This is a genomic window from Pantoea sp. sgz302252, assembly GCF_042610525.1.
In the GTDB taxonomy this organism is placed as follows: Bacteria; Pseudomonadota; Gammaproteobacteria; order Enterobacterales; family Enterobacteriaceae; genus Erwinia.
On the sequence record NZ_JBHDVM010000003.1, the window covers coordinates 407906 to 434092 of the forward strand.

The following is a 26187-nucleotide window of genomic DNA, read 5'->3' on the forward strand; positions in this document are numbered from 1 at the left end:
ATGGCAAAAACGGTAAAGAACCCTGTCGAGCGGAGAATAGAAATTCTCCAGGGGATGTGGCTGGAGAAATCCGCTAAAAAATCAAAAGTTCTTCTTTGGGATATGGAAGACGAAGAAATAAACTTTATTTACGCCTTTACGGCTTTGCAGCGGCATAATACTTTATATGACGTTTCTGATATGTTTATCTCTTTCAGGGCGCCTTTTGATACCCTGTTTGGCTATAGCCGCGCGCTACGTAATGAATTGCTCGAAAGCTACAATAACAGCCTGGCTGAGCAGGGCATTTCAGCAGACTGGCAGCTTCCTCCAGAGGCGAATGCCGATTCTGTAGCGGGAACTCTGGCCTGCCTGCAATCTTTTATCCATTGTTACCAAACACGCTTTCGTTATCTGGTTGTTGCACTCACGCCAGACTCTGTCAGCAGGCAGTCATCTTTTCTGAACTGGATGCAACTGGCTCTACAGCACGAATGGCCGCATAACCTGCGTATTATGTTACTGCAAAGCCAGAGCGATCCAGCCTGGCGACCGCTGGCGCAGGAATATCCGGATGACGTGCAGATCCTACAGCCAAAGTTATATTCACAAACCCTGGTGGCGGAAATAGCCAATCAAAGTACGGAAGATAATACCTCCTTTCTCTATCGCCGCTTTATGACGGACAGTTTGACGCTGTTGAAGTTGGGTACGCCTCAACAGGTGGCGGAGCGGGCGCAAAAAGCGCTGGCGCTGGCGCAGCAAAAAGATTGGTTTGAGCAGCAGGTCTTTATGCACAATTTAACGGCTGGCGCATGGCTGAAAGCGCAGGCGATACCCGAAGCGGTACAAGCTTATCGGCTGGCTTGCGGGCAGGCAGCCCTTATTAAACATGCGCCTGTCAAATATCAGCTTACTGTCCAAAGCCTTATGGGCGAAGCTGGTGCCTGGTTTTCCGGCAAACATTACCAGCAGGCGGCAGATATCTACGCCCGTTCGGCGGCGACAGCGCTGCAAATACCTCATCCGCTGTTTGCGATCGAAGGATACCGCATGGCGGGTTACTGCCATCAGTGTAACAGCCAGAACGCATTGGCTATGGGCTTCTACAGAGAGGCCATACGCGTAGCGGCACAGCTTCCTGCCGATGAACGCAAGCTGACCACGTTGGGCGTAATACTACAATCGTTGCTCGCAATGCAGGATAAAAAAAGAGCGGGTGCGCTGGTAAAAAAGGCGGCGGATTACAGCCAGCAGCTGTCAGCCTTGCAGCAAAAAGCGGAAAAGCAGGCGCTGGCTTCAGGAATATATCCGCAGCCTGGCAAAATAGCGCTGCTGGAACAACAGATGGAGCAGGCCATGGAGCAAGCTTTTTTGACCTGCTGCCGACAGCGGGAAACGCTGATCCGTCAATCTGGCAGCGCCTTTCAGAAAATTATTTTCGTCGGTCGGGAATTGCTCAACCTACACTGGAGCGGCTCGCCCGACATCGCTCATCCGTTTGATAAAAATAGTGAAGAGTGGCAAGCGCCGCTGTCATTTATCAGAACGGAGCCTGATGCCACAGAAAGCCTGTTGAATGAAGGCCAGGCAAAAAAATAAAAAGGATTTTTACTATGTTGAAAAGGCTATTGATTATCTGTGTTGCTGCAATACTGATGATTATCCTGGTTTATTATATGGGTGGAGAATATGGCAACGAGGCCAGGTCCTTTTTAAACAGCCTGAAAAGAATTATCTGATATATTATTCAGGGACGGAATAATGCCTCACTCTAATCATCATCTCGATCCACAGCTGGGTCTGGATATTCATTCTTACGTGATAGCGCCTGCTGTTATTCCGGTAATATTGCCAACGCCGCGTATTGCGTTTGTGTTGGATATTTTTGACTATTTACCGATTATTGGCAGTACGACCAAAATAAATGGTCTGATACGTGGGGCTGCCGGAACAGGCGGGATAGGCTACCACATTCCGGTTGCTGCCAGCCTGATGCCCTTACCGCGAGTTTGCAATGGCCCGCAGATTGGTGACGAAATTTTTTTAGGCAGTAAAACGGTTATTGCCGATGGCGAACCTATGTCCCGCTTCTCCGAGCCGGTGTTGGACTGCTGTATTTATGGCATGGTGCCGCCGATACGGGAAAAAAGCGCGGAAAAAGAAAAGCCAAAATCGCTGGAATTACCGCTGGGGATCAATCTGGCTGTCCCTAACGGGGTGAAAGTAGGCGGGCCCTCGACAATTAACAGGTACGCTATAGCGATGAAGGCAGGGCTGCCATTATTAAAAAAAATAATTAGATCCGAATTCGTCAAAGGGCTGCGAAAAAAAATTTTTCCCAATATGAATTGCGAAAACTCGTGGCTTTGCCGAACTATTTTTGGCGACCCGGTCGATATCTGCGATGGCAGCGTAGTGGTTGAGCATCAGGATTTCCTGCTGGCAGGCAGGCTGCCTCTGGACTGGACTCGCTATTACACATCAAAGCCTTCTGTGGTTCCGTTGGTAGAGCGCGTATGCGGTATGGACTGGCAGACGCCTGCGGATGTGCAGCTCAGCTACGATCCTGAACATGAGGCGCTGTTTTTCTACGAGGCGCTGACCTTTACCGTATTCCCGGCTTTTCCGGCAGCGCCGGGACGTGAACATGCGGTTACCGAACTGGTTGAGGGCGGTATCGTCTGGCTGCTACAGGAGGCAGGCTGTAACCGGCTAATTGTGGAAACCAAAGCGGGGCGGCGTTACCACTTTCGCTATCCTTCCGAGCAACCGGTGCCAGAGCGGGCGCTGCCAGTAGAGGCTATTAGCGATTTGACCGGCAATCGCTGGCAGTTTGAGCGTCAGAATGGGCGGCTACTGCGTCTTAACGAATGGGATGCCAGCGGCGGTCAAGGAAGGGTCTTGCGGGCGCACTGGCAGGGAGAGCGCCTGACGGAACTTTCGTTAGTCGAAGAGCACGGTGAACCCGTGACTTTTACACGTTACCACTATGATCGGGATCGGCGACTGAGCGCGGAAGAAGATGCCACAGGGCTTTGCCGCCGTTATGCCTACAGCGATGGCCGAATGGTGAGTCATACCCTACGCACCGGCTTAACTTTTCATTATGCCTATGACGAGCAGGGAAGAGTCCAACATTCATGGGGCGATGAAGGGCTCTATAACTACCACTTCACCTATCGGGATCTGCTGAATGAGGTAGAAGTCACCGATTCTCTGGGAAATGGCACCCTGATCCAGTTCGATGCCGATCGGCTGCCGATTTGTGAAATTGATGCTGAAGGCAACGCCACGCGTTATAGCTATGACGAAGTGGGAAGGCTGGTTAGCCGGACAGACGCTGCGCGCAGGGAAACCCGTTTCGAATGGGACGAAACGGGTAACCTGATTACGCTAATTAAGCCGGATCGCCATAAGATTTCTAATCGTTACAGTAATAATCGATTAATAACGGAGATCAACGAAGAAGGCGCTCAAAAAAACTATACGTGGAGCGAACAGGGTAAACTGCTCAGCTACACGGACGAGTTGGGAAACCGCACGCTTTACCGTTATGACGACTATGGCGACCTGATCTACAGCATGGATCCCAAAGGGGCGGAAACCTGTCTGGATTACGATCGCTATGGCTTTTTAAGTCGGCTTACCGATGCGGAAGGCGCACAGACCTGCTTTCAACATGACAGCCGCGGACTGTTACGTCAGCGAATGGATGCGTTGGGGCAAATCGCTCGCTGGGAATATGACGCCAAAGGACGGCTGACAAAGTGGCGAGCGGAAGACGGAAGCGTACAGACGCTAAACTGGGACGCGAACGACAACCCGAATCGTTATGTGGACGAGCTGAATGGTGAAACCCGGCTGAGCTACAGCGGTATGGGCGTACTTACTCATTGCACTATGCCCGACGGATTAACGCTTCGCCGCGAGTACGATACCGAAGAACAGCTTATCGCCGTAGTCAATGAAGTGGGCCAGCGCTATCGTCTGGAACGCGATGGGTTGGGCAGGATCGTCCGAACCACTGATTATTGGGAACAGCAAACCGCGTACCGTTATGACGAGGCAGGGGATCTGACTTCGCGCATTGATGCTTTGGGGCAAAAAACTGAATATCGCTATGATCGGTCTGGCAGATTAACGGAAAAGCGTTATCAGGACGGGAAAGCGGAACGCCAGGAAAGGTTCAGCTACGATCGTTGTGGGCGTCTCACCAAAGTTTTAAACCCCTGGCGTGAAATAACCCGGAAATACGATGCCGCTGGCCGCTTAACGGCAGAGCATCAGGACGGGTTGGGCATTTATTATCAATACGATGAAACGGGCAACCGCCTCAGCCGCCATACCGATAGCGGACACCGGGTAGATTATGGCTATAACAACTGTGATCAACTGACATCCGTTACGCTGAACCAGCAGGATACCAGCCATTTTACTTACGATGCGGCTGGCAGGCTGCAGGATGAGGCGCTGAGCGAAGCGCTTAACCGCCACAGCAGCTATGATGCCCGCGGCAATCTGAGCTCAGTGACCGTCGGCTGCAACGACTTCGGGCAGTTCAGCACCGCATACAGCTACGATCGGGGCGGGCGTTTGACCGCACGCAGCGACAGCAGGCAGGGAACGGACTATTTCAGCTACGATCCGGTGGGCAGGCTGCTGTCGCATACCTGTCCCGAAGGCAAGATAACGCGTTTTATTCAGGATGCGGCGGGCAATCAGCTGCAAACCCGCCAGCACGAAGATCAACGAGGATGGTGGCGCGAAGGCGAGCTGCATGGCAAACGTTACGTATTCGATCGTGCAGGCAACCTGCGCCAGTCCGTTGACGCAGAGGGCGAAAAGCGCGTTTATCGCTGGGATGGCAACCAGCGGCTACGCGGTACCCACGATAAAAATTACACCGTAGAGTACGGCTATGACGCCATCGGACGCCGGGTATTCAAACGCAGCCAGCATGAAACCACCTGGTTCTGGTGGGACGGCGATGCGCTGCTGGGAGAAGTCACCCGACCTGACGGCGCCAAAGGTTTGCCGGACACAGGCGCGCTGGGCGCAGAGGACGTGGCGGGCAGAAAGCAGCGCCAGCAGGCCGCAAAAAGTTTATGGCGGAGCGTACGGGAATACGTGTACTGGCCGGGCAGCTTCAGGCCTTTTGCTTTGCTGCATAAAGCAGAAGACGATCGCTCCTGCAGTTATTATTACCACAACGATCCAAACGGCTGCCCGGTACGCTTAACCAGCGGCAGCGGCAAAATCGTCTGGGAAGCGCAATACCTCGCCTGGGGCGGAATAAAACGCCAGACCCGGCAAACAGATAACCCGCTGCGCTATCAGGGGCAGTATTACGATCGGGAAACGGGTTTACATTATAACCGCCACAGGTATTATAATCCGGAGTGCGGTAGCTTTATCAGTCAGGATCCTATTGGGTTAGCGGGGGGAATAAACCTCTATGCTTATGCGCCTAATGCGTTATCTTATATTGATCCGTTCGGTCTGGCGAAATGTCCAACTGTTGAACGTGGCAGCAATGGCGAAATAACATCAGCACAGGCAACAGTTACCCCTAAAGATATTGGGACTGGAACAGCAGTTAATGCCACAGCACGAGCTTTTGCTCAAAGTATGGGATATGGATCTTCTGATGATGCTGGTCATATATTAGCCAGAATTCTTGGGGGGCAAGGCGGGATAGGAAATGTATTCCCTCAATTGCCTGGAGTTAATCGTGGTGCATATCGGATTTTTGAAAAAAGAGTAAGGGATTACATTGCAAAGTATGGAACGGTCGACATACATTGGACATTCGTTTATGGAAATGGTGGGTTAAGACCTACGCAAATAAATTATGATGTATTCATGAACGGAAATAAAGTACTAAGTGATGTATTTAATAATTAGGAGGGAAGATGAGTAATGAAGCACGAGTAGTCTTATTTGAATTTATTAAGGCTATGAATTATTGGGAGTTGACTTATTACCCTTTAATTAAAGGTGGAGGAATGTTTTCAATAAAGGATGAAATGAGGAAAGAACTGGATAAAATATTTAATAATTTTTGCACAGGAAGAGAAAGAAAGCAAGGAAGGCAGGTTTCACTTTCTTGTTCAGAACCCCCTACGTATTCTCCAGACGAGGAGGTTGTAAATGAAGAGGAATTTAAAAATAAAGTAATAATAGATACTCAACAACATTTGGGATTTAAAGAGAAATACAGGTATACCTTGCACTTTAAGAATGGTAGATGGCTGATTGATAAAAAAGAACGTTTCAGTGACTATGAGAATAAATGGATTAAGGATATTTTATAAATGGAACGGAAATAGCGCATGGCGATTCCTGTTAGTTCTGTAAATGTTAATTATTCCTTTCGACTTTTAATATGTGTTATTACGTCACCTAATTAATTTTTAAAATAAATGGTTAACTATGACGTCGTCAACTTGTAACTCTGGATAGGTGTTGCCCATCTTTGGAAAGCTCATTAATGCTCGGTTAAGTAGTTTATTTAAAATGAATTCCTTACGAATATTACCTTTCGGTTAAAAAGGATTTTTTAAATATCCAAACGGCTGCCCGGTACGCTTAACCAGCGGCAGCGGCAAAATCGTCTGGGAAGCGCAATACCTCGCCTGGGGCGGAATAAAACGCCAGACCCGGCAAACAGATAATCCGCTGCGCTACCAGGGGCAGTATTACGATCGGGAAACGGGTTTATATTATAACCGCCACAGGTATTATAATCCGGAGTGCGGTAGCTTTATCAGTCAGGATCCTATTGGGTTAGCGGGGGGCATAAACCTCTATGCTTATGCGCCTAATGCGTTGGGGCATATTGATCCGCTTGGATTAAAAAAGGGATGTTCAATTTTTGCAGATAATGACTTTCTCATTGCTGCATCACGAGGAGAACAGGGAGCCTTAGACCTTATTAGAAGTAAAAATACCTATATTACTCCTAATCAATTACATGAGTTTTTAGATGTAACAGATAAGGCGCAGCTTGCTGCAAGGAAAACTTTTTTGTCACAAGAAAATATAAAAACATTTAGTGGGGAGGCAGCCAGGGAAGCATCTCAATCTTCTGGGTTCAGAGACGTATTTGAAGCAGTTCTGGGAGCAGGGCATAGTCGAGGAGATGTCGCTTTAGCTGCTTTTGCAAAAGCTACTGGGATTACCGCAGTAACGGCAGAAAGAAGGCTGAGTAACTACTTAATATATACTGTGCCCAAACTTGAAGTACCTATTTTTAGATACATTATTCGGAGCTAATTATGTCGACTTATGATTTGCTTATTGCGCCATGTGTATGTCCAACATGTAATACTCATGCTAATTTTGAGATAGAGGCCTTTTTTCCATCAGGAAATTTGGAAAGATATAAATTGGGGGATAAGCTTAGTAATTTGAAGAAAGTAAAGTTAGCCGAAAATTTTATATCTGAAGGGTATAGTGAGTGCCCATATTGTGGTAAGGATTTTTTTGTAACAATAGAAATAAGAGATAGAATAATAAAGAGAATTACTGTCAGTGATAAAAAAGGTTACAAATAATGAAAAAATACCTATTTTATAGTTTTATTAGAAGATTAAAATAAATCAAGATATACTATGGTTAATAATTAATCAAAAAATTATATAATAAATCTAGTTTTTGTTATTTAAATTAGCTGCACCAGCCTTTCCTTTAAAATTTTACACGCAGCTGTAGCACTTCTTTTCTGTCGGCGATATCGTCAGATATCTTTCCGACACTCATACGGTAACGCCGGTCCCAGAGTTAAATTCCGCACCGGCCACCCAGTTCCCTTTTAATTGCAGGGCTGGATGCTGTGAATCTTGCCATACCGGTTTTACGGTTTTCGTGGCGGGCGCTGATATAGCCCACCGTATATCACAGCTACTCTTTTATTACTTTTAAACCCCTGGCGTGAAATAACCCGGAAATACGATGCCGCTGGCCGCTTAACGGCAGAGCATCAGGACGGGTTGGGCTTTTATTATCAATACGATGAAACGGGCAATCGCCTTAGCCGCCATACCGAGAACGGACACCGGGTAGATTATGGCTATAACAACCGTGGCCAGCTGACATCCGTTACGCTGAACCAGCAGGATACCAGCCATTATACTTACGATGCGGCTGGCAGGCTGCAGGATGCGGCGGGCAATCAGCTGCAAACCCGCCAGCACGAAGGTTAAAGGGTGGTGTATCGTCAGCCTCAGGCCAGCCCATATGCTAAGCGTTTTTTAGCTAATTCCCTACAAATGATGCGCTTATATCAACCGGTTAATTCCGTTGGTTATTTGGCACCGATCACGTTTTTTGGTTACGCTTGGGGTTTGGGATGCTGGCATTGGCCGGCAAAAGATAAGGCTTACTTCCCTACGGAAACACTTCGGGAACCACAACAGGATAACTAAATGGAAGATTTGAACGTAGTAGACGGCGTCAACCGAGCGGGCAGCTGGCTGGTGCATAACCAGGCGCTGCTGCTGAGCTATGCGGTAAATATCGTTGCGGCAATAGTTATCATAATTGTCGGCGTGCTGGTGGCGAAAATCGTTTCTAATACGCTGAATAAAGTGCTGAAGGCACGGCATATCGACACTACCGTATGCGACTTTCTGGCGGCTATTGCCCGCTACGGCATTATTGCCTTTACGCTTACCGCTGCCTTAAACCGCGTTGGCGTACAGACCGCCTCTGTTATCGCGTTGTTGGGTGCTATTGGTTTGGCCGCCGGTCTGGCCGTGCAGGGCGCGTTGGGCAATTTAGCTGCTGGCGTGCTGTTAGTTATTTTCCGTCCGTTCCGTACCGGCGACTTTATCGATATTGGCGTCATGGGTACGGTGCAGAATGTGCAGATTTTCTCTACCACGCTGAAATCCGCCGACGGTAAAACTGTAGTGGTGCCAAATGGTAAAATTATTGCTGGCAACATCATTAACTTCTCACGCGAGCCGGTTCGTCGTAACGAATTTATTATCGGCGTTTCTTACGATGCGGATGCAGATCAGGTGCTGAAGCTGCTGCGTGAGGTTGTTGATGCCGATCCTCGCGTGCTGCAGGATATGGGCGTGCAGATCGGCCTGAATGAGCTGGCCGCCTCTTCGGTAAACTACGTGGTACGCTGCTGGAGCAACGCGGGCGACCTGCAAAACGTTTACTGGGATCTGATGAAAAACTTCAAGCGCACGCTGGATGCCAACAATATTGGTATTCCTTATCCGCAGATGGACGTGCATCTGCATCAGCCTGCCGAAGCGAAAGCGGAGACGGCGCCAGCCGCATCTCCTGCGAAGCCGGAATAACGTTATCATAGCGAAAAGGGCGGACTTCGGTCCGCCTTTTTATTGTCGGTACTATTAGTTGTACTGATGGTATATAAGATCATTAAATTTCCTCTAATGATTAGGCCGCATTAAACTCGCCGCCAGCCGACATCTTTTAAGGGAAATTTTATGTTATCTGTCTTTTTTCAGGGCATGGCGCTGGGCGCCGCGCTGATCCTGCCGCTGGGGCCACAGAACGCTTTTGTTCTAAACCAGGGCGTGCGTCGCCACTACCATTTAATGACCGCCGCGCTCTGTACCTTAAGCGATATCCTGCTGATTTGCGGCGGCGTTTTCGGCGGCAGCGCTTTGTTGACCCACTCCACGCTGTTGCTGAATCTGGTGACATGGGGCGGCGTGCTGTTTCTGCTGTGGTATGGTTGGGGCGCTTTACGCACAGCCTTTAGCGGCGATGTGGCGCTGGCCTCGTCTGAAGCGGTCAGGCAAAGCCGCTGGCGGATTATCGCTACTATGCTGGCCGTCACCTGGCTTAACCCACATGTCTATCTGGATACCTTTGTCGTGCTGGGCAGTTTGGGCGGCCAATTACCGGCGGAAGCGCGCAAGTGGTTTGCACTGGGATCGGCCAGTGCTTCGCTGCTCTGGTTTTTTGGCCTGGCTCTTCTTGCGGCCTGGCTCGCGCCGCGGCTGAATACTACGAAAGCGCAGCGCATTATCAACCTGCTGGTAGGGCTGGTGATGTGGGCCATTGCGTTGAAACTGGCGCTGCAGGCGCTGGATTTCTGGTAAGCGGAGCCGAACTCATTCCAGGAATTAAGGTCATAGTCTGGCAGGCAAAATCGCACTAAGATGCGAACTGACGGAGCCGAAGCCGGTGCGCTGTAGTCAAACCGGCTTTTCTGCTATGACCGAAGTCCCACGGAGGATCTCTTTTGAAGCTGACCAAACTGGCGCTGGCCGCCCTGATTTTTACCTCTCCTTTGGCCGCTGTGGCGGATGAACTGCCGAACGGCCCGCACGTTGTTACTTCCGGGCAGGCAAGCGTTGATGCAACGCCCGATATCGCTACCCTGGCGATCGAAGTCGGCGTCTCCTCGAAAGATGCCTCGGAAGCGAAAAAGCAGGCCGACAGCCGCGTCGCCCAGTATTTTGATTTCCTGCAAAAAAACGGCATTGATAAAAAAGATATCAATGCGGCTAATCTGCGTACCCAGCCGGAGTATGACTACCTTAAAGACGGCAAATCGGAGCTGAAAGGCTATCGTGCGGTGCGTCAGGTTCAGGTAACGCTGCGCCAGCTGGATAAGCTGAACGAGCTGCTGGATGGCGCGTTAAAATCCGGCCTGAACGAAATCCGTTCCGTGGAGCTGGGCGTCGCCAATCCGGACAGCTATCGTGATAAAGCCCGCCAGGCCGCTATCGAGAACGCCACTCAGCAGGCAGGCGCGCTGGCAAAAGGCTTTAATGCCCGGTTAGGGCCGGTTTACAGCGTCCGCTATCACGTCGCTAACTATCAGCCAATGCCGATGGCGAGAATGTTTAAAACCGCCGATGCCGCGCCAATGAACTCGGCAGCGCAGACTTACGAGCAGCAGAGCATCCACTTTGACGATCAGGTAGATGTGGTGTTTGAACTGCAGCGCCAGCAGTAAGATTAATGAAAACCGCGTCCGGTAATGGCTTACCGGACGTTTTTTGCCCGGGCAGCTACTCGCCCTGGCGCAGCACGCGATGGCCATGCGCAATCAGCGCATCCGTCACTTTGCGCATCAGGCGGCTTTCCGGCGCGAAGCGGTGCCAGTAAAGCATGCGGCGCTGGAACAGGCCCGGCGTCAGATCGATCAGTTCGCCTTCCGCCAGCTCGCGCTCAATTTGCAGATGCGGGATCATACAGCAGGTAGTGCCCTGACGCGCCAGCTGCACAAAAGCTTCCGAAGAGTTAACGATATGGCAGGGCACGCTGCCCGGCGAAAGGTCGAAGTTCTGCTGCAAAAACGCCTGATGCATATCATCCAGATGGTCAAAAGCTACCGCTGGCGCTTTTAACAGCGCGGAGCGCGTTACGCCGTTCGGAAAATAGCGAGCGGCGAACTCTTTTGAGCCAACAAACAGATAATCCAGCGCGCCCAGCTGATCTACCAGGCAGCTTGGCAGCGGCTGTGGCTGAATACTTACTGCGCCAACCACCTCGCCCCGGCGCAGGCGTTCCTGAGTTCGGGTTTCGTCTTCTACCTGCAGATTCAGGCGCACCGGTGAATCGCTCAGCACCGTTTTCAGCGCGGGCAGCAGCCAGGTTGCCAGACTATCGGCGTTGACCGCCAGCGACAGCAGCAGCGGCGTAGTGCCGCTATTTTCATCGCCCAGCCACTCTTCTTCCAGCAGCTCTACCTGATGCAGCAGCGCCAGCAGCTTTTGCCCCTGTTCCGTAGGGCGCGGCGGCACGGTGCGCACCAGCAGCGGCTGGCCAAACATATTTTCCAGCTGCTTGATGCGCTGGGAAACGGCTGACTGGGTAATACAAAGTTTTTGCGCCGCGCGCTCAAAGCCGCGTTCGCGAATCACTGCGTCCAGCGCCTGAAGCGTTCGATAGTCCGGGCGTTTCATTGTTCTTTTAGCTCTCTTTCAGGTGTGGATGCTGCACTATGCCATATTTTTGCCATTTTGCCTGCGCTTAAACCGCCGCGTCCCTGTTTTGCGGCCTCGCTTCCAGAGTGACAACAAATGGCGACGCCGGGCGGTTTTTTCGGCGAGGGTTGTTTTATACTATCGCCACACAGTAGCAGCACGGATTCTAAACTTATCATGACGCAGGATGAACTGAAAAAAGCCGTTGGCTGGGCCGCGTTGAAATACGTCGAGCGCGGCACTATCGTTGGCGTGGGCACCGGCTCTACCGCCGCCCACTTTATTGATGCGCTGGGTTCGATCAAAAACGAGATCGAAGGCGCGGTCTCCAGCTCGGAGGCTTCCACGCTGCGGCTGAAAAGCCTGGGCATTCCGGTTTTCGATCTGAACGAGGTAGATTCGCTGTCGGTCTACGTCGACGGTGCCGACGAAATCAACGGCGCGATGCAGATGATCAAAGGCGGCGGCGCGGCGCTGACGCGCGAAAAAATCATTGCCGCCGTGGCGAAGAAATTCGTCTGCATCGCCGATGAATCCAAGCAGGTAGGCGTGCTGGGCAAATTTCCGCTGCCGGTAGAGGTCATTCCTATGGCGCGCAGCTTTGTGGCGCGCGAGCTGGTCAAGCTGGGCGGTTTACCGGAATATCGTCAGCATGTGGTAACCGATAACGGCAACATTATCCTGGATGTACACAACCTGGAAATCCTGGACGCCGTGGCGCTGGAAAAGGCTATTAATGCGCTGCCGGGCGTGGTGACGGTGGGGCTTTTCGCCTCGCGCGGCGCGGATGTAGCGCTTATCGGCACGGCGGATGGCGTAAAAACGCTGGGCGAATAACCCTGACAGCAGGCAACGTCAGAGCAAAGAGTAAAAGAAATGGCCGCCGGTTGACAGTAAGCCGCCAGACGGCCACTTTTTATCACAGAGCGGCCAGCTTTGCTGGCAGGCAAACGCCATAAAAAAACGATCTTACCGCCATATCGCTTGCGCCGGTTATTTTTACTAAAAAAACATCTTTTCTTTCCTGCCGTAAATTTGGTGACTTATATCACGGAATCAATCCCTGCATGGCGATCCTGCTGGGGATGTTCTCTGCGCCGTGATTATCTGCCAATTCCGGCACGGGCTTTCCGGCTGAGGAAAGCTTTGCAGGCAATCGTTTGTATTGCCGCGCGCGAAAATTTTGATATTTTGACAGAAGGCTGGCTTATTACAGACAAAGCCAGCCCCTTCTGAAGTCTGCTGAATAGGGTCGGGAAATGGCAAAAGTATCACTGGAGAAAGACAAGATTAAGTTTCTGCTGGTCGAAGGCGTGCACCAGAGCGCGATTGATAACCTGCGGGCATCGGGCTATACCAACATCGAATTCCATAAGGGCGCGCTGGACAGCGAAACGCTAAAAGAAGCGATCCGCGACGCGCATTTTATCGGCATCCGCTCGCGTACCAACCTGACCGAAGAAATTTTCGCGGCAGCGGAGAAACTGGTAGCGGTCGGCTGCTTCTGTATCGGCACCAACCAGGTTGATCTGCAGGCTGCGGAAAAGCGCGGCATTCCGGTGTTCAACGCGCCTTTCTCCAACACCCGATCCGTGGCAGAGCTGGTTATCGGCGAACTGCTGCTGATGCTGCGCGGCGTGCCGGCGGCCAACGCTAAGGCGCATCGCGGCATCTGGAACAAGCTGGCGGTCGGCTCCTACGAGGCCCGCGGCAAAAAACTGGGCATCATTGGTTACGGCCATATCGGTATGCAGCTGGGCGTGCTGGCGGAAAGCCTGGGGATGCACGTCTACTTCTATGATATTGAGAACAAGCTGCCGCTGGGCAACGCTACGCAGGTTCGCTACCTCTCGGAACTGCTGAATATGAGCGACGTGGTAAGCCTGCACGTACCGGAGACCGCTTCCACTCAAAACATGATGGGTGCCGAAGAGCTGGCGATGATGAAGCCAGGCTCGCTGCTGATCAACGCTTCACGAGGAACGGTGGTAGATATCCCGGCCCTGTGTAAAGTGCTGGCAGATAAACACCTGGCCGGCGCGGCTATCGACGTGTTCCCGGAAGAACCGGCAACTAACGCCGATCCGTTTAACTCGCCGCTGTGCGAATTTGATAACGTGATCCTGACGCCGCATATCGGCGGCTCCACTCAGGAAGCGCAGGAAAATATCGGTATCGAAGTGGCAGGCAAGCTGGCGAAATACTCCGACAACGGCTCCACGCTTTCGGCGGTCAACTTCCCGGAGGTCTCGCTGCCGATGCACGGCGACCAAAGCCGACTGCTACATATTCACGAAAACCGTCCTGGCGTGCTGACCGCTATCAACAACATCTTCGCAGAGCAGGGCATTAACATTGCCGCACAGTACCTGCAAACGACGCCGCAGATGGGCTACGTGGTGATTGATATCGATGCACCTAAAGACGTTGCTGATACCGCGCTACAGCTGATGAAGGCTATTCCGGGTACTATGCGCGCACGCTTGCTTTACTAAGGCGCCGTCTTAAAATCTGGGGACGGACGTCCCCTTTTTATCTTCCCTCTACCACTGCCAGATTTTCGCCGGCGTGATAATTGCCGGCAGCGGCACATCCCATTCTGCTACCGGCAGCTTTTCTACCTGCTGGCAGTCGTGCGCCAGGCCAACCGGCAGCATGCCGTGGCTGCGCCAGTTCTGCAAAGTGCGATCGTAAAAGCCGCCGCCCATACCCAGACGCTGCCCCTCCCGATCGAAAGCCACCAGCGGCACCATGATGACGTCCAGCTCTTTAAGCGTCGCCAGATTGCGCACGTCCAGCGGCGGCTCGGGAATACGCAGGCGGTTGGGCTTCAGTGGTGTATCGGCATCGTAACGCAGGAAGAGTAGCTGGCCGCGAGAAAAAGGGTGCAGAACGGGAAGGTAAACCTCCTGCTTGCGCTGCCAGAGTTTGGCGATAAGCGGCCGGGTATCCAGCTCGCCGTCAAAGGACAGAAACAGCGCGATTTTGCGGGCCTGCTGAACGGGCTGGAAATTCAGGGCGTGTTCGGCAACCTGCACGGCGGCCTGGCGTTGCTGCTCCGGCGTCAGATTGCGGCGCAAATGGCGCACATGGGTGCGGATATCCTGACGATCGAGAAGGCTAAGGTTCATGAGTTTCACCGTTTCAAAGCGCGAGAGGCGTAAAGCGCACGCCGTCAAAACAGTCGAGCTTTGCAGGTGAAAAGAAGGGAATCTCCGAGATGCCGCCGCAGGCTGTAACCCTTGAACCCTTGGTTCAAGGTGAGTGTACCGTCATAACCATCAGGCTTCTCGGACGGACCGAGCATGCACACAGGTTACAGAGCGCCACACTCTGTTTGGTATGAAATATCGGCTCAGGGGACTGGCCCGCTTGCAAACACCTCAGAGAATTTTTTACATCACCGTCACTGTATCACAGATAACGCTAACGTGTTATTCGAATTGCGTTCCAGTTCTTTCCGTAATGCGACCCTGCTCAAGCAACGCCTGCTCGATGGTCTGCTGTAACATTCGGATACGCTGTTCCATATTACTGGCATAATCGCGGGTTTTCATCTTTTCCTGTGCCAGCTCGTGACAAATATTCAGGGCGGCGATAAAAACCAGCTGTTCAGTATTGGTGACTCTAGTGCGAACTTTTAAATCTTGCAACCGTTGATTAAGGTCTTCAGCAGCCAGATTCAGCGCATCTTGCTGTTCAGGCGGACAATTCACTCTTAAGGAACGGCCAAAAATTTGGATATCTACGGGCTGTGCAGACATAAAACCATCCTGACTGATTACTTCGCCGGTAATCTCCCTTACCGCTCAATGGCTTGGGAGGGGCGCAACTATATCTACCCCTGGCAGAAGAAACAACCCCTTTCTGGAATCAAAGAGGCACCTGGTGGTAGCATAACACGAACTTAACCAGCCAACGATGACCAAAACCTATGTCACTATCAAACACAATGCCGGGCTACGACGCGCTGGCTTCAGCACTAACCCAGCAGGGCGTGGGGATGACCCCGGCTGAAATGCACGGCCTGATCAGCGGGATCCTCTGCGGCGGCAATAAGGACAACAGCTGGCAGACGCTGGTTCACGACCTGACCAACGAAGGCATGGCGTTCTCGCAGTCGCTGGCGCAGCCCTTGCAGCAGCTGCATCAGGGCATCGGCGATACCCTTGAGGACGAAGGCTTCCTGTTTCAGCTTTATCTGCCGGAAGATGACGATATCACCGTCTTTGACCGCGCCGATGCGCTGGCGGGCTGGGTCAACCATTTCCTGCTGGGGCTGGGCGTTTCACAGCCTAAGCTTGATAAGGTCAAAGGCGAAACCGGCGAGGCGATCGACGATCTGCGTACTATCGCCCAGCTCGGCTATGATGAAGATGAAGACCAGGAAGAGCTGGAGCAGTCGCTGGAAGAGGTAATCGAATACGTGCGCGTGGCGGCGCTGCTCTGCCATGACACTTTTACCCATATCGCGCCAACAGCGGTTGAAGTGAAGAAACCGACGCTGCATTGATATCAGGCGCTACGCCGGGCGTCGAAACAGAGCGACGGGCGGTTAACATGGATTGCATTCAGGAGAAGCTGATGACACAGCAAGAGTTCGTGCGCCGCCGCCAGTCGCTGCTGGCGAAAATGGCGCCAGCCAGCGCGGCGGTGATCTTTGCCGCGCCGGAAGCGACGCGCAGCAACGACAGCGAATACCCTTATCGTCAAAACAGCGATTTCTGGTATTTCACCGGTTTCAACGAGCCAGAGGCGGCGCTGGTGCTGATCAAAAGCGCGGAAAACCACAGCCACAGCGTGCTGTTCAATCGCGTTCGCGATCTTAGCGCCGAAATCTGGTTTGGCCGTCGTCTGGGCCAGCAGGCTGCGCCGGAGAAACTTGCCGTCGATCGTGCGCTGCCCTGGAACGACGTCAGCGAACAGCTGCCGCAGCTGCTCAACGGATTGGATGTGGTTTACCACGCGCAGGGGCTTTACGAAGAGGCAGACAGCCTGCTGTTCGGCGCGCTGGAAAAACTTCGGCGCGGTTCCCGACAGAATCTGAAGGCGCCAGCCACGCTGACCGACTGGCGTCCCTGGGTGCATGAGATGCGGTTATTTAAATCGCCGGAAGAGCTTGCAGTAATGCGGGAAGCGGGCAGGATCAGCGCGCTGGCGCATACGCGGGCAATGCAGCAGTGTCGGCCAGGCATGTTCGAATATCAGCTGGAAGGCGAAATCCATCATGAATTCAACCGGCACGGTGCGCGCTTCCCGTCCTATAACACTATCGTCGGCTCCGGTGAAAATGGTTGCATCCTGCACTACACCGAAAACGAGAGCCAGATGCGCGATGGCGATCTGGTGCTGATTGACGCGGGCTGCGAGCTGAAAGGCTATGCGGGCGACATCACACGCACCTTCCCGGTCAACGGCAAATTCAGCGCTCCTCAGCGCGCCGTCTACGATATCGTGCTGGCTTCGTTGCACCGTGCGCTGGCGCTGTTTCGTCCCGGCACCAGCATCCGCGAAGTCAATGCGGAAGTAATACGCATTATGGTTACGGGTCTGGTTGAGCTGGGCGTGATGAAAGGTGAGGTGGAAACGCTGATTGCAGAACAGGCGCACCGCCAGTTCTTTATGCATGGCCTTAGCCATTGGTTGGGGTTAGATGTGCATGATGTCGGCGACTACGGTCACGAGCGAGATCGCGTGCTGGAGCCGGGTATGGTGCTAACGGTAGAGCCGGGCCTCTATATCGCGCCGGATGCGGATGTACCAGTAGAGTATCGCGGCATCGGCATCCGCGTGGAAGATGACATTCTGATCACCGAAAACGGCAATGAAAATCTCACCGACAGCGTGGTTAAAGATGCCGACGAGATCGAAGCGCTAATGGTGGCGGCGAAAACACAATGAGCATAATTATCGCAGGCGGGGGCATGGCGGGCGCCACGCTGGCGCTGGCTATTTCCCATCTCACTCAGGGCAAGCTGCCGGTCACGCTGGTCGAGGCGCGGGATCCTTCTTCCAGAACGCATCCCGGCTATGATGGCAGGGCGATAGCGCTTGCGGAGGGTTCCTGCCAGCAACTGGCCTCGATCAATCTCTGGCCAGCCATCAAAGAGTGCGCGACGGCAATTACCCATGTGCACGTCAGCGATCGCGGCCACGCCAGCTTTGTGTCGCTGAATGCAGAGGATTACGGCATTCCCGCGCTGGGCCAGGTAGTAGAACTGCACGATATTGGTCAGCGGTTCTTTAAACTGTTGCAAAAAGCGCCCGGCGTGCGCATCGTCTGCCCGGCGAAGGTAGACAGAGTCGACCGCACGCAGCAGCAGGTCAATGTATTGCTGGATAACGGCGAAACGCTGACTGCACAGTTGCTGGTAGCCGCAGACGGTTCCCGTTCCGCCGTCGCTGCTTCCTGCGGCGTGCAGTGGCAGGCGCAGGATTATCAACAGGTCGCGGTAATTGCCAATGTTTCAACGGCGCAGCCGCATCTTGGCCGGGCGTTTGAACGTTTTACCGAGCACGGTCCGCTGGCGCTGCTGCCAATGTCCAATGGTCGCAGTTCTTTAGTATGGTGCCATCCGCTGGCGCAGAAAGAGCGGGTCGACGGCTTGCAGGACAAGCAGTTTTTAGAAGAGCTGCAAAAAGCCTTTGGCTGGCGGCTGGGGCGTTTTACCCAGGTCGGGCAGCGCCACAGCTATCCGCTGACGCTGCAGTCCGCTTCACAGCACGTTTCCCATCGTCTGGCCCTGGTCGGCAACGCGGCGCAAACGCTGCATCCGATTGCGGGCCAGGGGTTTAATTTAGGCATTCGGGACGTAATGTCGCTGGCGGAAACCGTCGCCGCAGCCTGGCGCTCGCGGCAGGATGTCGGCGGCTACGGCGTGCTGCGGCAGTATCAGCAGCGCCGCCAGCCGGATGCCATCGCAACTATCGGGATAACCGACAGTCTGGTCAGGCTGTTTGCTAACCGCTACACGCCGCTGGTGCTGGGGCGAAATCTGGGCCTGATGGCGATGGATTCGCTGCCGCTGGCGCGTAATTTGCTGGCCGAGCGCACGTTAGGCTGGGTCGAGCGTTAAGGAGAGAGCAGTGATGCAAACCTATGATGTTATTATCGCCGGTGGCGGAATGGTCGGCCTGGCCGTTGCCTGCGGATTGCAGGGCAGCGGCATGAAGATTGCCGTGCTGGAACGCGAAGCGCCGCAGGCCACGCCAGGCGAAAGCGCGCCAGCGCTGCGCGTCTCCGCCATCAATGCCGCCAGCGAACGGCTGCTGCAGCATCTGGATGTCTGGAGCGCGATTCTGGCCGATCGCGCCAGCGCTTACCACGGTATGGAAGTCTGGGATCGCGACAGCTTTGGCCGCATTGAATTCGATGACGGCCAGCAGGGTCTGGCGCATCTGGGTCATATTATTGAAAACAAGGTCATCCATCAGGCGCTGTGGCAGAAAGCCAGCGAGTCGCGCGATATCACGCTGATTTCGCCAGCCGGGCTGCAGCAGGTCGCGTTTGGCGATAACGAAGCTTTCGTTACGCTGAGCGACGGCACCATGATGACGGCACGGCTGCTGGTAGCGGCGGACGGCGCCAACTCCTGGCTGCGCAACAAGGCGGATATTCCGCTGGCGTTCTGGGATTACGATCACCATGCGCTGGTTGCCAATATCCGCACCGACCAGCCGCACGAGGCTGTAGCGCGTCAGGTATTCCACGGCGAAGGCATCCTGGCATTTCTGCCGCTCAGCGATCCACATCTGTGCTCAATAGTCTGGTCGCTGCCGCCGCAGGAAGCGACGCGCCTGCAGTCAATGCCGGAAGATCTCTTTAATCAGCAATTGTCGGTAGCTTTCGATATGCGCCTGGGGCTGTGCAAGCTGGAGAGCGAGCGGAAAACATTCCCGCTGATGGGCCGCTATGCGCGCAATTTCGCTGCCCATCGCCTGGCGCTGGTTGGCGATGCCGCACACACCATTCATCCGCTGGCGGGTCAGGGCGTGAACCTGGGCTTTATGGATGCTGCCGAGCTGATCGGCGAGATCAAGCGCCTGCATCAGCAGGGCAAAGATATCGGCCAGCATCTTTACCTGCGCCGCTACGAACGCAGCCGCAAGCACAGCGCGGCGATGATGCTGGCAGGCATGCAGGGCTTCCGCGAGCTGTTTAAAGGCAATAACCCGGCAAAAAAATTGCTGCGCGATTTTGGTCTCAGCCTGGCGGATAACCTTCCCGGCGTGAAGCCGCGTCTGCTGAAGCAAGCGATGGGGCTGAACGATCTGCCGGAGTGGCTGCGCTAATAGCCTGTTGCGTTCGGGGTCTTTGCATCCTGAACGCAGTGCTTTTCCCTCAAACATCCTCCCTTATTTCATTATCTGTTCTGGCTACAGCGGGCCTGTTGCACCCTTATTGGGCACGATGCCCCGCTATGGCGCTTCGTTTGAAAAATTCTAATTTAGCCTCATGCTTCGCATTACTTTTACTAATCCATAGCCGTTAACCGGAAAGCAGCTTTTTATTTGCATCATGCCGATATGCTATTTTTGTTCTGCATATTTGGCTAATTAATAACATATGTGAGTAGAAAAAAAGCTAAACATGGCTTAAATATCTGCATGCTTCGACAGGCGAAAAAAAGCGCCAGAAAAATCATGCCCGGTTTAACTTATGGTTAATAACAGAGTTAGGTGGTAAGTTCCGGGTAAGGATATCGTTTGCGCCTGGCCTTTTGTCGCAGGAGCAGATGGCGAATAACTTGCAGACAGGAATGATATGACTCAGCAAACTCCCTTGTTCGAACAGCATCAGGCCTGCGGCGCGCGCATGGTGGATTTTCACGGCTGGATGATGCCGCTGCACTACGGATCGCAGATAGATGAACATCATGCGGTACGCAACGATGCCGGAATGTTCGATGTATCGCATATGACCATCGTTGACTTGCACGGCGTGCGCACCCGCGAATTTTTGCGCTATCTGCTGGCGAACGACGTCGCCAAACTCACCCAGCCGGGCAAAGCTCTTTATACCGCCATGCTTAACGCTTCAGCTGGCGTTATCGACGATCTGATTGTTTACTTTATGACCGAAGATTTTTTTCGGCTGGTGGTCAATTCCGCCACGCGGGAAAAAGATCTCGCCTGGATAGCGCAGCATGCCGAACCTTTTGGCGTAGCTCTGAACGAGCGTAAAGATCTGTCGCTGATTGCCGTACAAGGGCCGCAGGCGCAGGCCAAAGTACAAAGCCTGCTCGATGATAAGCAGCGAGAAGCCGTCGCCGGCATGAAACCTTTTTTTGGCGTGCAGGCCGGCGACCTCTTTATTGCCACCACGGGTTATACAGGCGAAGCGGGATATGAAATCGCGCTGCCTGACGAGCAGGCGGCGGATTTCTGGCAGCGCCTGCTGGCTGCGGGCGTCAAGCCTGCCGGGCTGGGCGCCCGCGATACGCTACGTCTGGAAGCGGGCATGAATTTATATGGCCAGGAGATGGACGAAGGCGTTTCGCCGCTGGCGGCCAATATGGGCTGGACTATCGCCTGGCAACCCGAAGATCGGGATTTTATCGGCCGCGAAGCGCTGGAAATCCAGCGTGAAAAAGGCACGGCGCAGCTGGTTGGCCTGGTGATGACGGAAAAAGGCGTACTGCGTAATGAATTACCTGTGCGCTTTACCGACGCGGCTGGCCACCTGCAGGAAGGCGTAATCACCAGCGGCTCTTTCTCGCCGACGCTGGGCTATAGCATTGCACTGGCTCGCGTGCCTGCCGGTATTGGCGAGCAAGCGATCGTACAGATCCGCAACCGCGAAATGCCGGTTCGCGTAACTAAACCTGTTTTCGTGCGCGCCGGTAAGCCGGTCGCCTAAAAGACCGCATGCAGAAGCAGGATGCGGCCCCATAACATTTTCAGGAGAAAAGGCCATGAGCAATGTGCCAGCTGAATTGAAATACCGTGAAAGCCATGAGTGGGTGCGTAAAGAAGCTGACGGCACTTATACCGTCGGCATCACCGAGCACGCGCAGGAGCTGCTGGGCGATATGGTTTTTGTGGATCTGCCTGCCGTGGGCAATACCTACAGCCAGGGCGATGACTGCGCCGTCGCGGAGTCGGTGAAAGCCGCTTCCGATATCTATGCGCCGGTCAGCGGCGAAATCGTAGCGGTTAACGAGGCGCTGGAGGGCGAACCAGAGCTGGTCAACAGCGCGCCCTATGCCGAAGGCTGGCTGTTCCGCATCAAAGCCAGCGACGAATCCGAGCTGGATTCGCTGATGGATGCGGACGCCTATAAAACCAGCATCGACGAATAAGCGCCAGCGTGGGCCGCCTGCTCTTTAGCGGCGCGGCCCACGCCATTTTTCCCTTCATGCTTTTGCCCGATTCAGGATTCACCGCTCATGACGACTCTCAGCCAGCTTGAACACCACGGCGCTTTTATTGAACGCCATATCGGCCCTTCGCACGCCCAGCAGGAAGCCATGCTGAACGCGGTTGGCGCCGCTTCCCTTAGCGATCTGATCGCCTCTATCGTCCCGGCGGATATTCAGCTGCCCGGCGCGCCCGCCGTTGGCGATGCGGCGACCGAGCATCAGGCGCTGGCCGAGCTAAAGGCGATAGCCAGCCGCAACCTGCGCTATAAATCCTGCATCGGCATGGGCTATACGCCGGTGCTGACGCCGCCGGTTATCCTGCGCAACATGCTGGAAAACCCTGGCTGGTACACTGCCTACACGCCTTACCAGCCAGAGGTTTCCCAGGGCCGTCTGGAGGCGCTACTGAATTTTCAACAGGTTACGCTGGATTTAACCGGGCTGGATATCGCTTCCGCTTCGCTGCTGGACGAGGCAACCGCCGCTGCCGAGGCGATGGCGATGGCAAAGCGCGTCAGCAAGTTAAAGAACGCTAACCGCTTCTTCGTCGCCGAAGATATCCATCCGCAAACGCTGGACGTAGTGCGCACCAGAGCGGAAACTTTTGGCTTTGAAGTGCTGGTCGATAAAGCAGAGAAAGCGCTGGATCACCAGGATCTGTTTGGCGTGCTGTTGCAGCAGGTCGGCACAACGGGCGAGGTGCATGATTACACCTCGCTGATCGCGGAACTAAAAGCGCGGAAGGCGATAGTCAGCGTGGCCGCAGACTTTATGGCGCTGGTGCTGCTGGAGGCGCCGGGCAAACAGGGCGTGGATATCGTCTTTGGCTCTGCACAGCGTTTTGGCGTGCCCATGGGCTACGGCGGTCCGCATGCGGCCTTTTTTGCCGCGCGCGACGAATACAAGCGCTCAATGCCTGGCCGTATTATCGGCGTCTCGCGCGATGCGGCGGGCAATACCGCGCTGCGTATGGCTATGCAAACCCGAGAGCAGCATATCCGCCGCGAAAAAGCGAATTCCAATATCTGTACTTCACAGGTGCTGCTGGCCAATATCGCCAGCCTCTATGCGGTATTTCACGGCCCGGCAGGGCTGAAGCGCATCGCCTCACGCATCCATCGCCTGACGGATATCCTGGCGGCCGGATTACAGCAGAGCGGCCTGAAGCTACGCCACCAAAGCTGGTTCGACACGCTGACCGTAGAAGTCGCCGATAAAGCTGCCGTGCTGGATCGCGCGCTGAGCTTTGGCATCAACTTACGTAGCGATATCCATAATGCTGTCGGCATCACGCTGGATGAAACCACGCAGCGGGAAGACGTCGCGGCGCTGTTTTCCGTTCTGCTGGGCGAAAATCACGGTCTGGATATTGCCAGGCTGGATGAAGCCGCTATCAATAGCGCCTCCGTTCCGCCAGCGATGCTGCGTAAAGAGGCCATCCTGACGCACCCGGTTTTCAACCGCTACCACAGCGAAACCGAGATGATGCGTTATATGCACAGCCTGGAGCGCAAGGATCTGGCGCTGAACCAGGCAATGATCCCGCTCGGCTCCTGCACCATGAAGCTCAATGCCGCTGCCGAAATGATCCCGATTACCTGGCCAGAGTTCGCCGAGCTGCATCCGTTCTGTCCCGTCGATCAGGCCGCAGGCTATCTGCAAATGATTGGGCAGCTGTCGCAGTGGCTGGTGCAATTGACCGGCTACGATGCACTTTGCATGCAGCCGAACTCCGGCGCTCAGGGCGAGTATGCGGGCCTGCTGGCGATCCGTCGCTATCACGAAAGCCGTAACGAAGGCGGCCGCCATATTTGTCTGATCCCGAGCTCAGCGCACGGTACAAATCCGGCTTCCGCGCAAATGGCGGGCATGGCAGTAGTCGTGGTCGCCTGTGATAAACAGGGCAATATCGACCTGCACGATTTGCGCCAGAAAGCGGAACAGGCGGGCGAAGCGCTCTCCTGCATTATGGTGACCTATCCTTCCACGCATGGCGTCTATGAAGAAACCATCCGCGAAGTTTGCCAGATCGTTCATCAGTATGGCGGTCAGGTCTACCTGGACGGCGCGAACATGAACGCGCAGGTCGGCATCACCACGCCAGGCTATATCGGCGCGGATGTCTCCCACCTGAACCTGCACAAAACTTTCTGCATTCCGCACGGTGGCGGCGGGCCGGGCATGGGGCCGATCGGCGTGAAAGCGCATCTGGCGCCTTTTGTGCCGGGCCACAGCGTAGTGCAAATCGACGGCGCGCTAACGCAGCAGGGTGCCGTTTCCGCCGCGCCATTCGGCAGCGCCTCGATTCTGCCGATAAGCTGGATGTATATCCGCATGATGGGCGCGGAAGGGCTGAAGCAGGCCAGTTCGGTGGCTATCCTGAACGCGAACTATATCGCCGCGCGGCTGAAATCGGCCTATCCGATTCTGTACACCGGACGCGATGGCCGCGTGGCGCACGAATGCATTCTGGATATTCGTCCGTTGAAAGAACAGACTGGTATTAGCGAACTGGATATCGCCAAGCGCCTGATCGACTACGGCTTCCATGCGCCAACGATGTCTTTCCCGGTAGCGGGCACCCTGATGGTGGAACCAACAGAGTCGGAAAGCAAAGTCGAGCTGGATCGCTTTATTGACGCTATGCTGGCGATCCGCATGGAGATCGACCGAGTGGCGGAAGGAGAATGGCCAGCAGATGACAACCCGTTAATCAACGCGCCGCATACGCAGAAGGAAATCGTTGGCGAGTGGTCGCATCCCTATACGCGCGAGCTGGCGGTCTTCCCGGCGGGCAGCGACAACAAATATTGGCCGACCGTTAAGCGTCTTGACGATGTTTACGGCGACCGAAATCTGTTCTGCTCCTGTTTGCCAATGAGCGAATATGAGTAAAGCGGATCGCTGACAAACCTGCCCGTGACCGGAGCAAAGCATTACGGGCCACGGAGGACGCTTTTTGCGCCTTTGCGGAAGTACTCGCATACTTTGTCATCAACCTCAAAGGGTACAATATGTACCCTTTTTTGCTTTTGAAAGGTGAGTATGAAAACGGCACTTATTACTGGCGCCAGCCGGGGAATTGGGCGCGCCACTGCGCTACTGCTGGCACAGCAGGGTTATCAAATTGCAGTCAATTTCCATCAGCGCGAAAGCGCCGCTGCGGAAGTCGTCTCGCTTATTCATCAGCAGGGCGGAAAAGCATTTAGCGTACAGGCTGATATCGCGGATGAAGAACAGGTCGTAGAAATGTTTCGCGTGCTGGATCAACGTGGCGCCTTGTTGAGCGCACTGGTCAATAATGCCGGTATCCTTTTCCAGCAAACCCGCGTAGAGCAACTGAGCGCCGAAAGGATCAACCGCGTTTTCGCTACTAATGTCACAGGCACTTTTCTCTGCTGTCGGGAGGCAGTGAAGCGAATGAGCTTTCAGCATGGCGGGCAGGGCGGTGTGATTGTAAATGTCTCTTCTGCCGCAGCCCGCAGCGGCTCGCCGCATGAATATGTTGACTACGCCGCTTCTAAAGGCGCAGTAGATACGTTAACTAAAGGATTATCGCTCGAGGTGGCCGCGCAGGGGATCCGCGTTAACGGCGTCCGTCCCGGATTTATTTATACCGATATGCATGCTGATGGTGGCGAAGCGGATCGAGTTAACCGCCTTGCACCAACTATCCCCATGCAACGCGGCGGTGAGCCGGAAGAGATCGCGCAGGCTATTCTCTGGCTGCTCAGCGATGCGGCTTCTTATATTACCGGCACAATAATTGATGCCGCTGGCGGCCGCTGACCTGCCGCCTCGTAGTAACTTTCTGTTTTCCGTCGTCAAAAAACTGTTACAGCCATTCACAGTTTATTTAAGCTTACACTTGTACTCTGAAATCACTCTCGGCTAAGCTAAACGTGCGCAATTTTCGGGCA

23 protein-coding genes and 1 other RNA gene are annotated in these 26187 nt (G+C 54.0%); 20 read left to right on the forward strand and 4 right to left on the reverse strand.

Annotated elements, in window-relative coordinates; all coding sequences use genetic code 11:
- The 9 genes from ACETPC_RS08105 to ACETPC_RS08145 all read left to right on the forward strand — a co-directional run bounded on the left by ACETPC_RS08105 (position 1) and on the right by ACETPC_RS08145 (position 10933).
- Positions 1–1581, forward strand: coding sequence for a hypothetical protein (locus ACETPC_RS08105; protein ID WP_380180340.1), 1581 nt, complete (start codon positions 1–3; stop codon positions 1579–1581).
- 162 nt (positions 1582–1743) lie between these two features.
- Complete coding sequence (locus ACETPC_RS08110) at positions 1744–5886, forward strand: RHS repeat-associated core domain-containing protein (protein ID WP_380180341.1); 4143 nt, start codon at positions 1744–1746, stop codon at positions 5884–5886.
- A gap of 8 nt (positions 5887–5894) precedes the next feature.
- Entirely contained in the window at positions 5895–6296 is a 402-nt protein-coding gene (locus ACETPC_RS08115) for an NTF2 fold immunity protein (RefSeq protein WP_380180342.1), read from the forward strand.
- Between the two features lie 295 nt (positions 6297–6591).
- Entirely contained in the window at positions 6592–7257 is a 666-nt protein-coding gene (locus tag ACETPC_RS08120) for an RHS repeat-associated core domain-containing protein (RefSeq protein WP_380180405.1), read from the forward strand.
- Between the two features lie 2 nt (positions 7258–7259).
- Entirely contained in the window at positions 7260–7538 is a 279-nt protein-coding gene (locus ACETPC_RS08125; RefSeq protein WP_380180343.1) for a hypothetical protein, read from the forward strand.
- 381 nt (positions 7539–7919) lie between these two features.
- Positions 7920–8186, forward strand: a complete 267-nt coding sequence (locus ACETPC_RS08130; protein WP_380180406.1) for a hypothetical protein — start codon at positions 7920–7922, stop codon at positions 8184–8186.
- Positions 8187–8408: 222 nt separating this feature from the next.
- The gene (mscS, locus tag ACETPC_RS08135; RefSeq protein ID WP_380180344.1) at positions 8409–9299 is read left to right on the forward strand and encodes a small-conductance mechanosensitive channel MscS; all 891 of its coding nucleotides are present in this window, start codon (positions 8409–8411) and stop codon (positions 9297–9299) included.
- Positions 9300–9449: 150 nt separating this feature from the next.
- A complete protein-coding gene (argO, locus tag ACETPC_RS08140; protein ID WP_380180345.1) occupies positions 9450–10070 on the forward strand; it encodes an arginine exporter ArgO in 621 nt (206 codons plus the stop codon).
- Positions 10071–10213: 143 nt separating this feature from the next.
- Positions 10214–10933, forward strand: a complete 720-nt coding sequence (locus tag ACETPC_RS08145) for an oxidative stress defense protein (RefSeq protein ID WP_380180346.1) — start codon at positions 10214–10216, stop codon at positions 10931–10933.
- A 55-nt stretch (positions 10934–10988) separates the two neighbouring features.
- Here the strand turns inward: ACETPC_RS08145 and ACETPC_RS08150 are convergent, their stop codons facing one another.
- Positions 10989–11885: a LysR family transcriptional regulator ArgP gene (locus ACETPC_RS08150; RefSeq protein ID WP_125287336.1), complete on the reverse strand. Its 897-nt coding sequence runs from the start codon at positions 11883–11885 to the stop codon at positions 10989–10991.
- A 198-nt stretch (positions 11886–12083) separates the two neighbouring features.
- Between ACETPC_RS08150 and rpiA the strand changes: the two genes are divergently transcribed.
- From rpiA to serA, 3 genes are all read left to right on the forward strand, one after another.
- Entirely contained in the window at positions 12084–12743 is a 660-nt protein-coding gene (gene rpiA / locus ACETPC_RS08155) for a ribose-5-phosphate isomerase RpiA (RefSeq protein ID WP_380180347.1), read from the forward strand.
- A 99-nt stretch (positions 12744–12842) separates the two neighbouring features.
- Positions 12843–13142 (forward strand): hypothetical protein, encoded by a 300-nt coding sequence (locus ACETPC_RS08160; RefSeq protein ID WP_380180348.1) that lies wholly within the window; start codon positions 12843–12845, stop codon positions 13140–13142.
- A 23-nt stretch (positions 13143–13165) separates the two neighbouring features.
- On the forward strand, positions 13166–14401 hold the full coding sequence (gene serA / locus ACETPC_RS08165) for a phosphoglycerate dehydrogenase (RefSeq protein WP_380180349.1): 1236 nt from the start codon (positions 13166–13168) through the stop codon (positions 14399–14401).
- Between the two features lie 48 nt (positions 14402–14449).
- Here serA and ACETPC_RS08170 read toward each other — a convergent pair whose 3' ends face one another.
- The 3 genes from ACETPC_RS08170 to zapA form a co-directional block, all read right to left on the reverse strand.
- Positions 14450–15037, reverse strand: coding sequence for a 5-formyltetrahydrofolate cyclo-ligase (locus tag ACETPC_RS08170; RefSeq protein ID WP_380180350.1), 588 nt, complete (start codon positions 15035–15037; stop codon positions 14450–14452).
- A gap of 77 nt (positions 15038–15114) precedes the next feature.
- Positions 15115–15299: non-coding RNA, 6S RNA (gene ssrS / locus ACETPC_RS08175), on the reverse strand.
- Between the two features lie 41 nt (positions 15300–15340).
- Positions 15341–15670 (reverse strand): cell division protein ZapA, encoded by a 330-nt coding sequence (zapA, locus tag ACETPC_RS08180; protein WP_125287340.1) that lies wholly within the window; start codon positions 15668–15670, stop codon positions 15341–15343.
- A 170-nt stretch (positions 15671–15840) separates the two neighbouring features.
- Here zapA and ACETPC_RS08185 point away from each other — a divergent pair, with 170 nt between their 5' ends.
- The 8 genes from ACETPC_RS08185 (at position 15841) to ACETPC_RS08220 (ending at position 26056) form a co-directional block, all read left to right on the forward strand.
- Entirely contained in the window at positions 15841–16419 is a 579-nt protein-coding gene (locus tag ACETPC_RS08185) for a YecA family protein (protein WP_380180351.1), read from the forward strand.
- Positions 16420–16490: 71 nt separating this feature from the next.
- A complete protein-coding gene (gene pepP / locus ACETPC_RS08190; RefSeq protein ID WP_380180352.1) occupies positions 16491–17807 on the forward strand; it encodes a Xaa-Pro aminopeptidase in 1317 nt (438 codons plus the stop codon).
- Positions 17804–18982 carry a 2-octaprenyl-6-methoxyphenyl hydroxylase gene (gene ubiH, locus ACETPC_RS08195; protein ID WP_380180353.1) on the forward strand — a complete coding sequence of 393 codons (1179 nt, stop codon included), beginning with the start codon at positions 17804–17806 and terminating at the stop codon, positions 18980–18982. The genes pepP and ubiH overlap by 4 nt, the downstream gene beginning before the upstream one ends.
- Before the next feature lie 13 nt (positions 18983–18995).
- Positions 18996–20198, forward strand: a complete 1203-nt coding sequence (gene ubiI, locus ACETPC_RS08200; protein ID WP_380180407.1) for an FAD-dependent 2-octaprenylphenol hydroxylase — start codon at positions 18996–18998, stop codon at positions 20196–20198.
- Between the two features lie 472 nt (positions 20199–20670).
- Complete coding sequence (gcvT, locus tag ACETPC_RS08205; protein WP_380180354.1) at positions 20671–21765, forward strand: glycine cleavage system aminomethyltransferase GcvT; 1095 nt, start codon at positions 20671–20673, stop codon at positions 21763–21765.
- A 55-nt stretch (positions 21766–21820) separates the two neighbouring features.
- On the forward strand, positions 21821–22207 hold the full coding sequence (gene gcvH / locus ACETPC_RS08210; RefSeq protein ID WP_380180355.1) for a glycine cleavage system protein GcvH: 387 nt from the start codon (positions 21821–21823) through the stop codon (positions 22205–22207).
- Positions 22208–22294: 87 nt separating this feature from the next.
- The gene (gene gcvP / locus ACETPC_RS08215; protein WP_380180356.1) at positions 22295–25162 is read left to right on the forward strand and encodes an aminomethyl-transferring glycine dehydrogenase; all 2868 of its coding nucleotides are present in this window, start codon (positions 22295–22297) and stop codon (positions 25160–25162) included.
- A gap of 150 nt (positions 25163–25312) precedes the next feature.
- The gene (locus ACETPC_RS08220; protein ID WP_380180357.1) at positions 25313–26056 is read left to right on the forward strand and encodes an SDR family oxidoreductase; all 744 of its coding nucleotides are present in this window, start codon (positions 25313–25315) and stop codon (positions 26054–26056) included.
- Positions 26057–26187 lie beyond the last annotated feature (131 nt).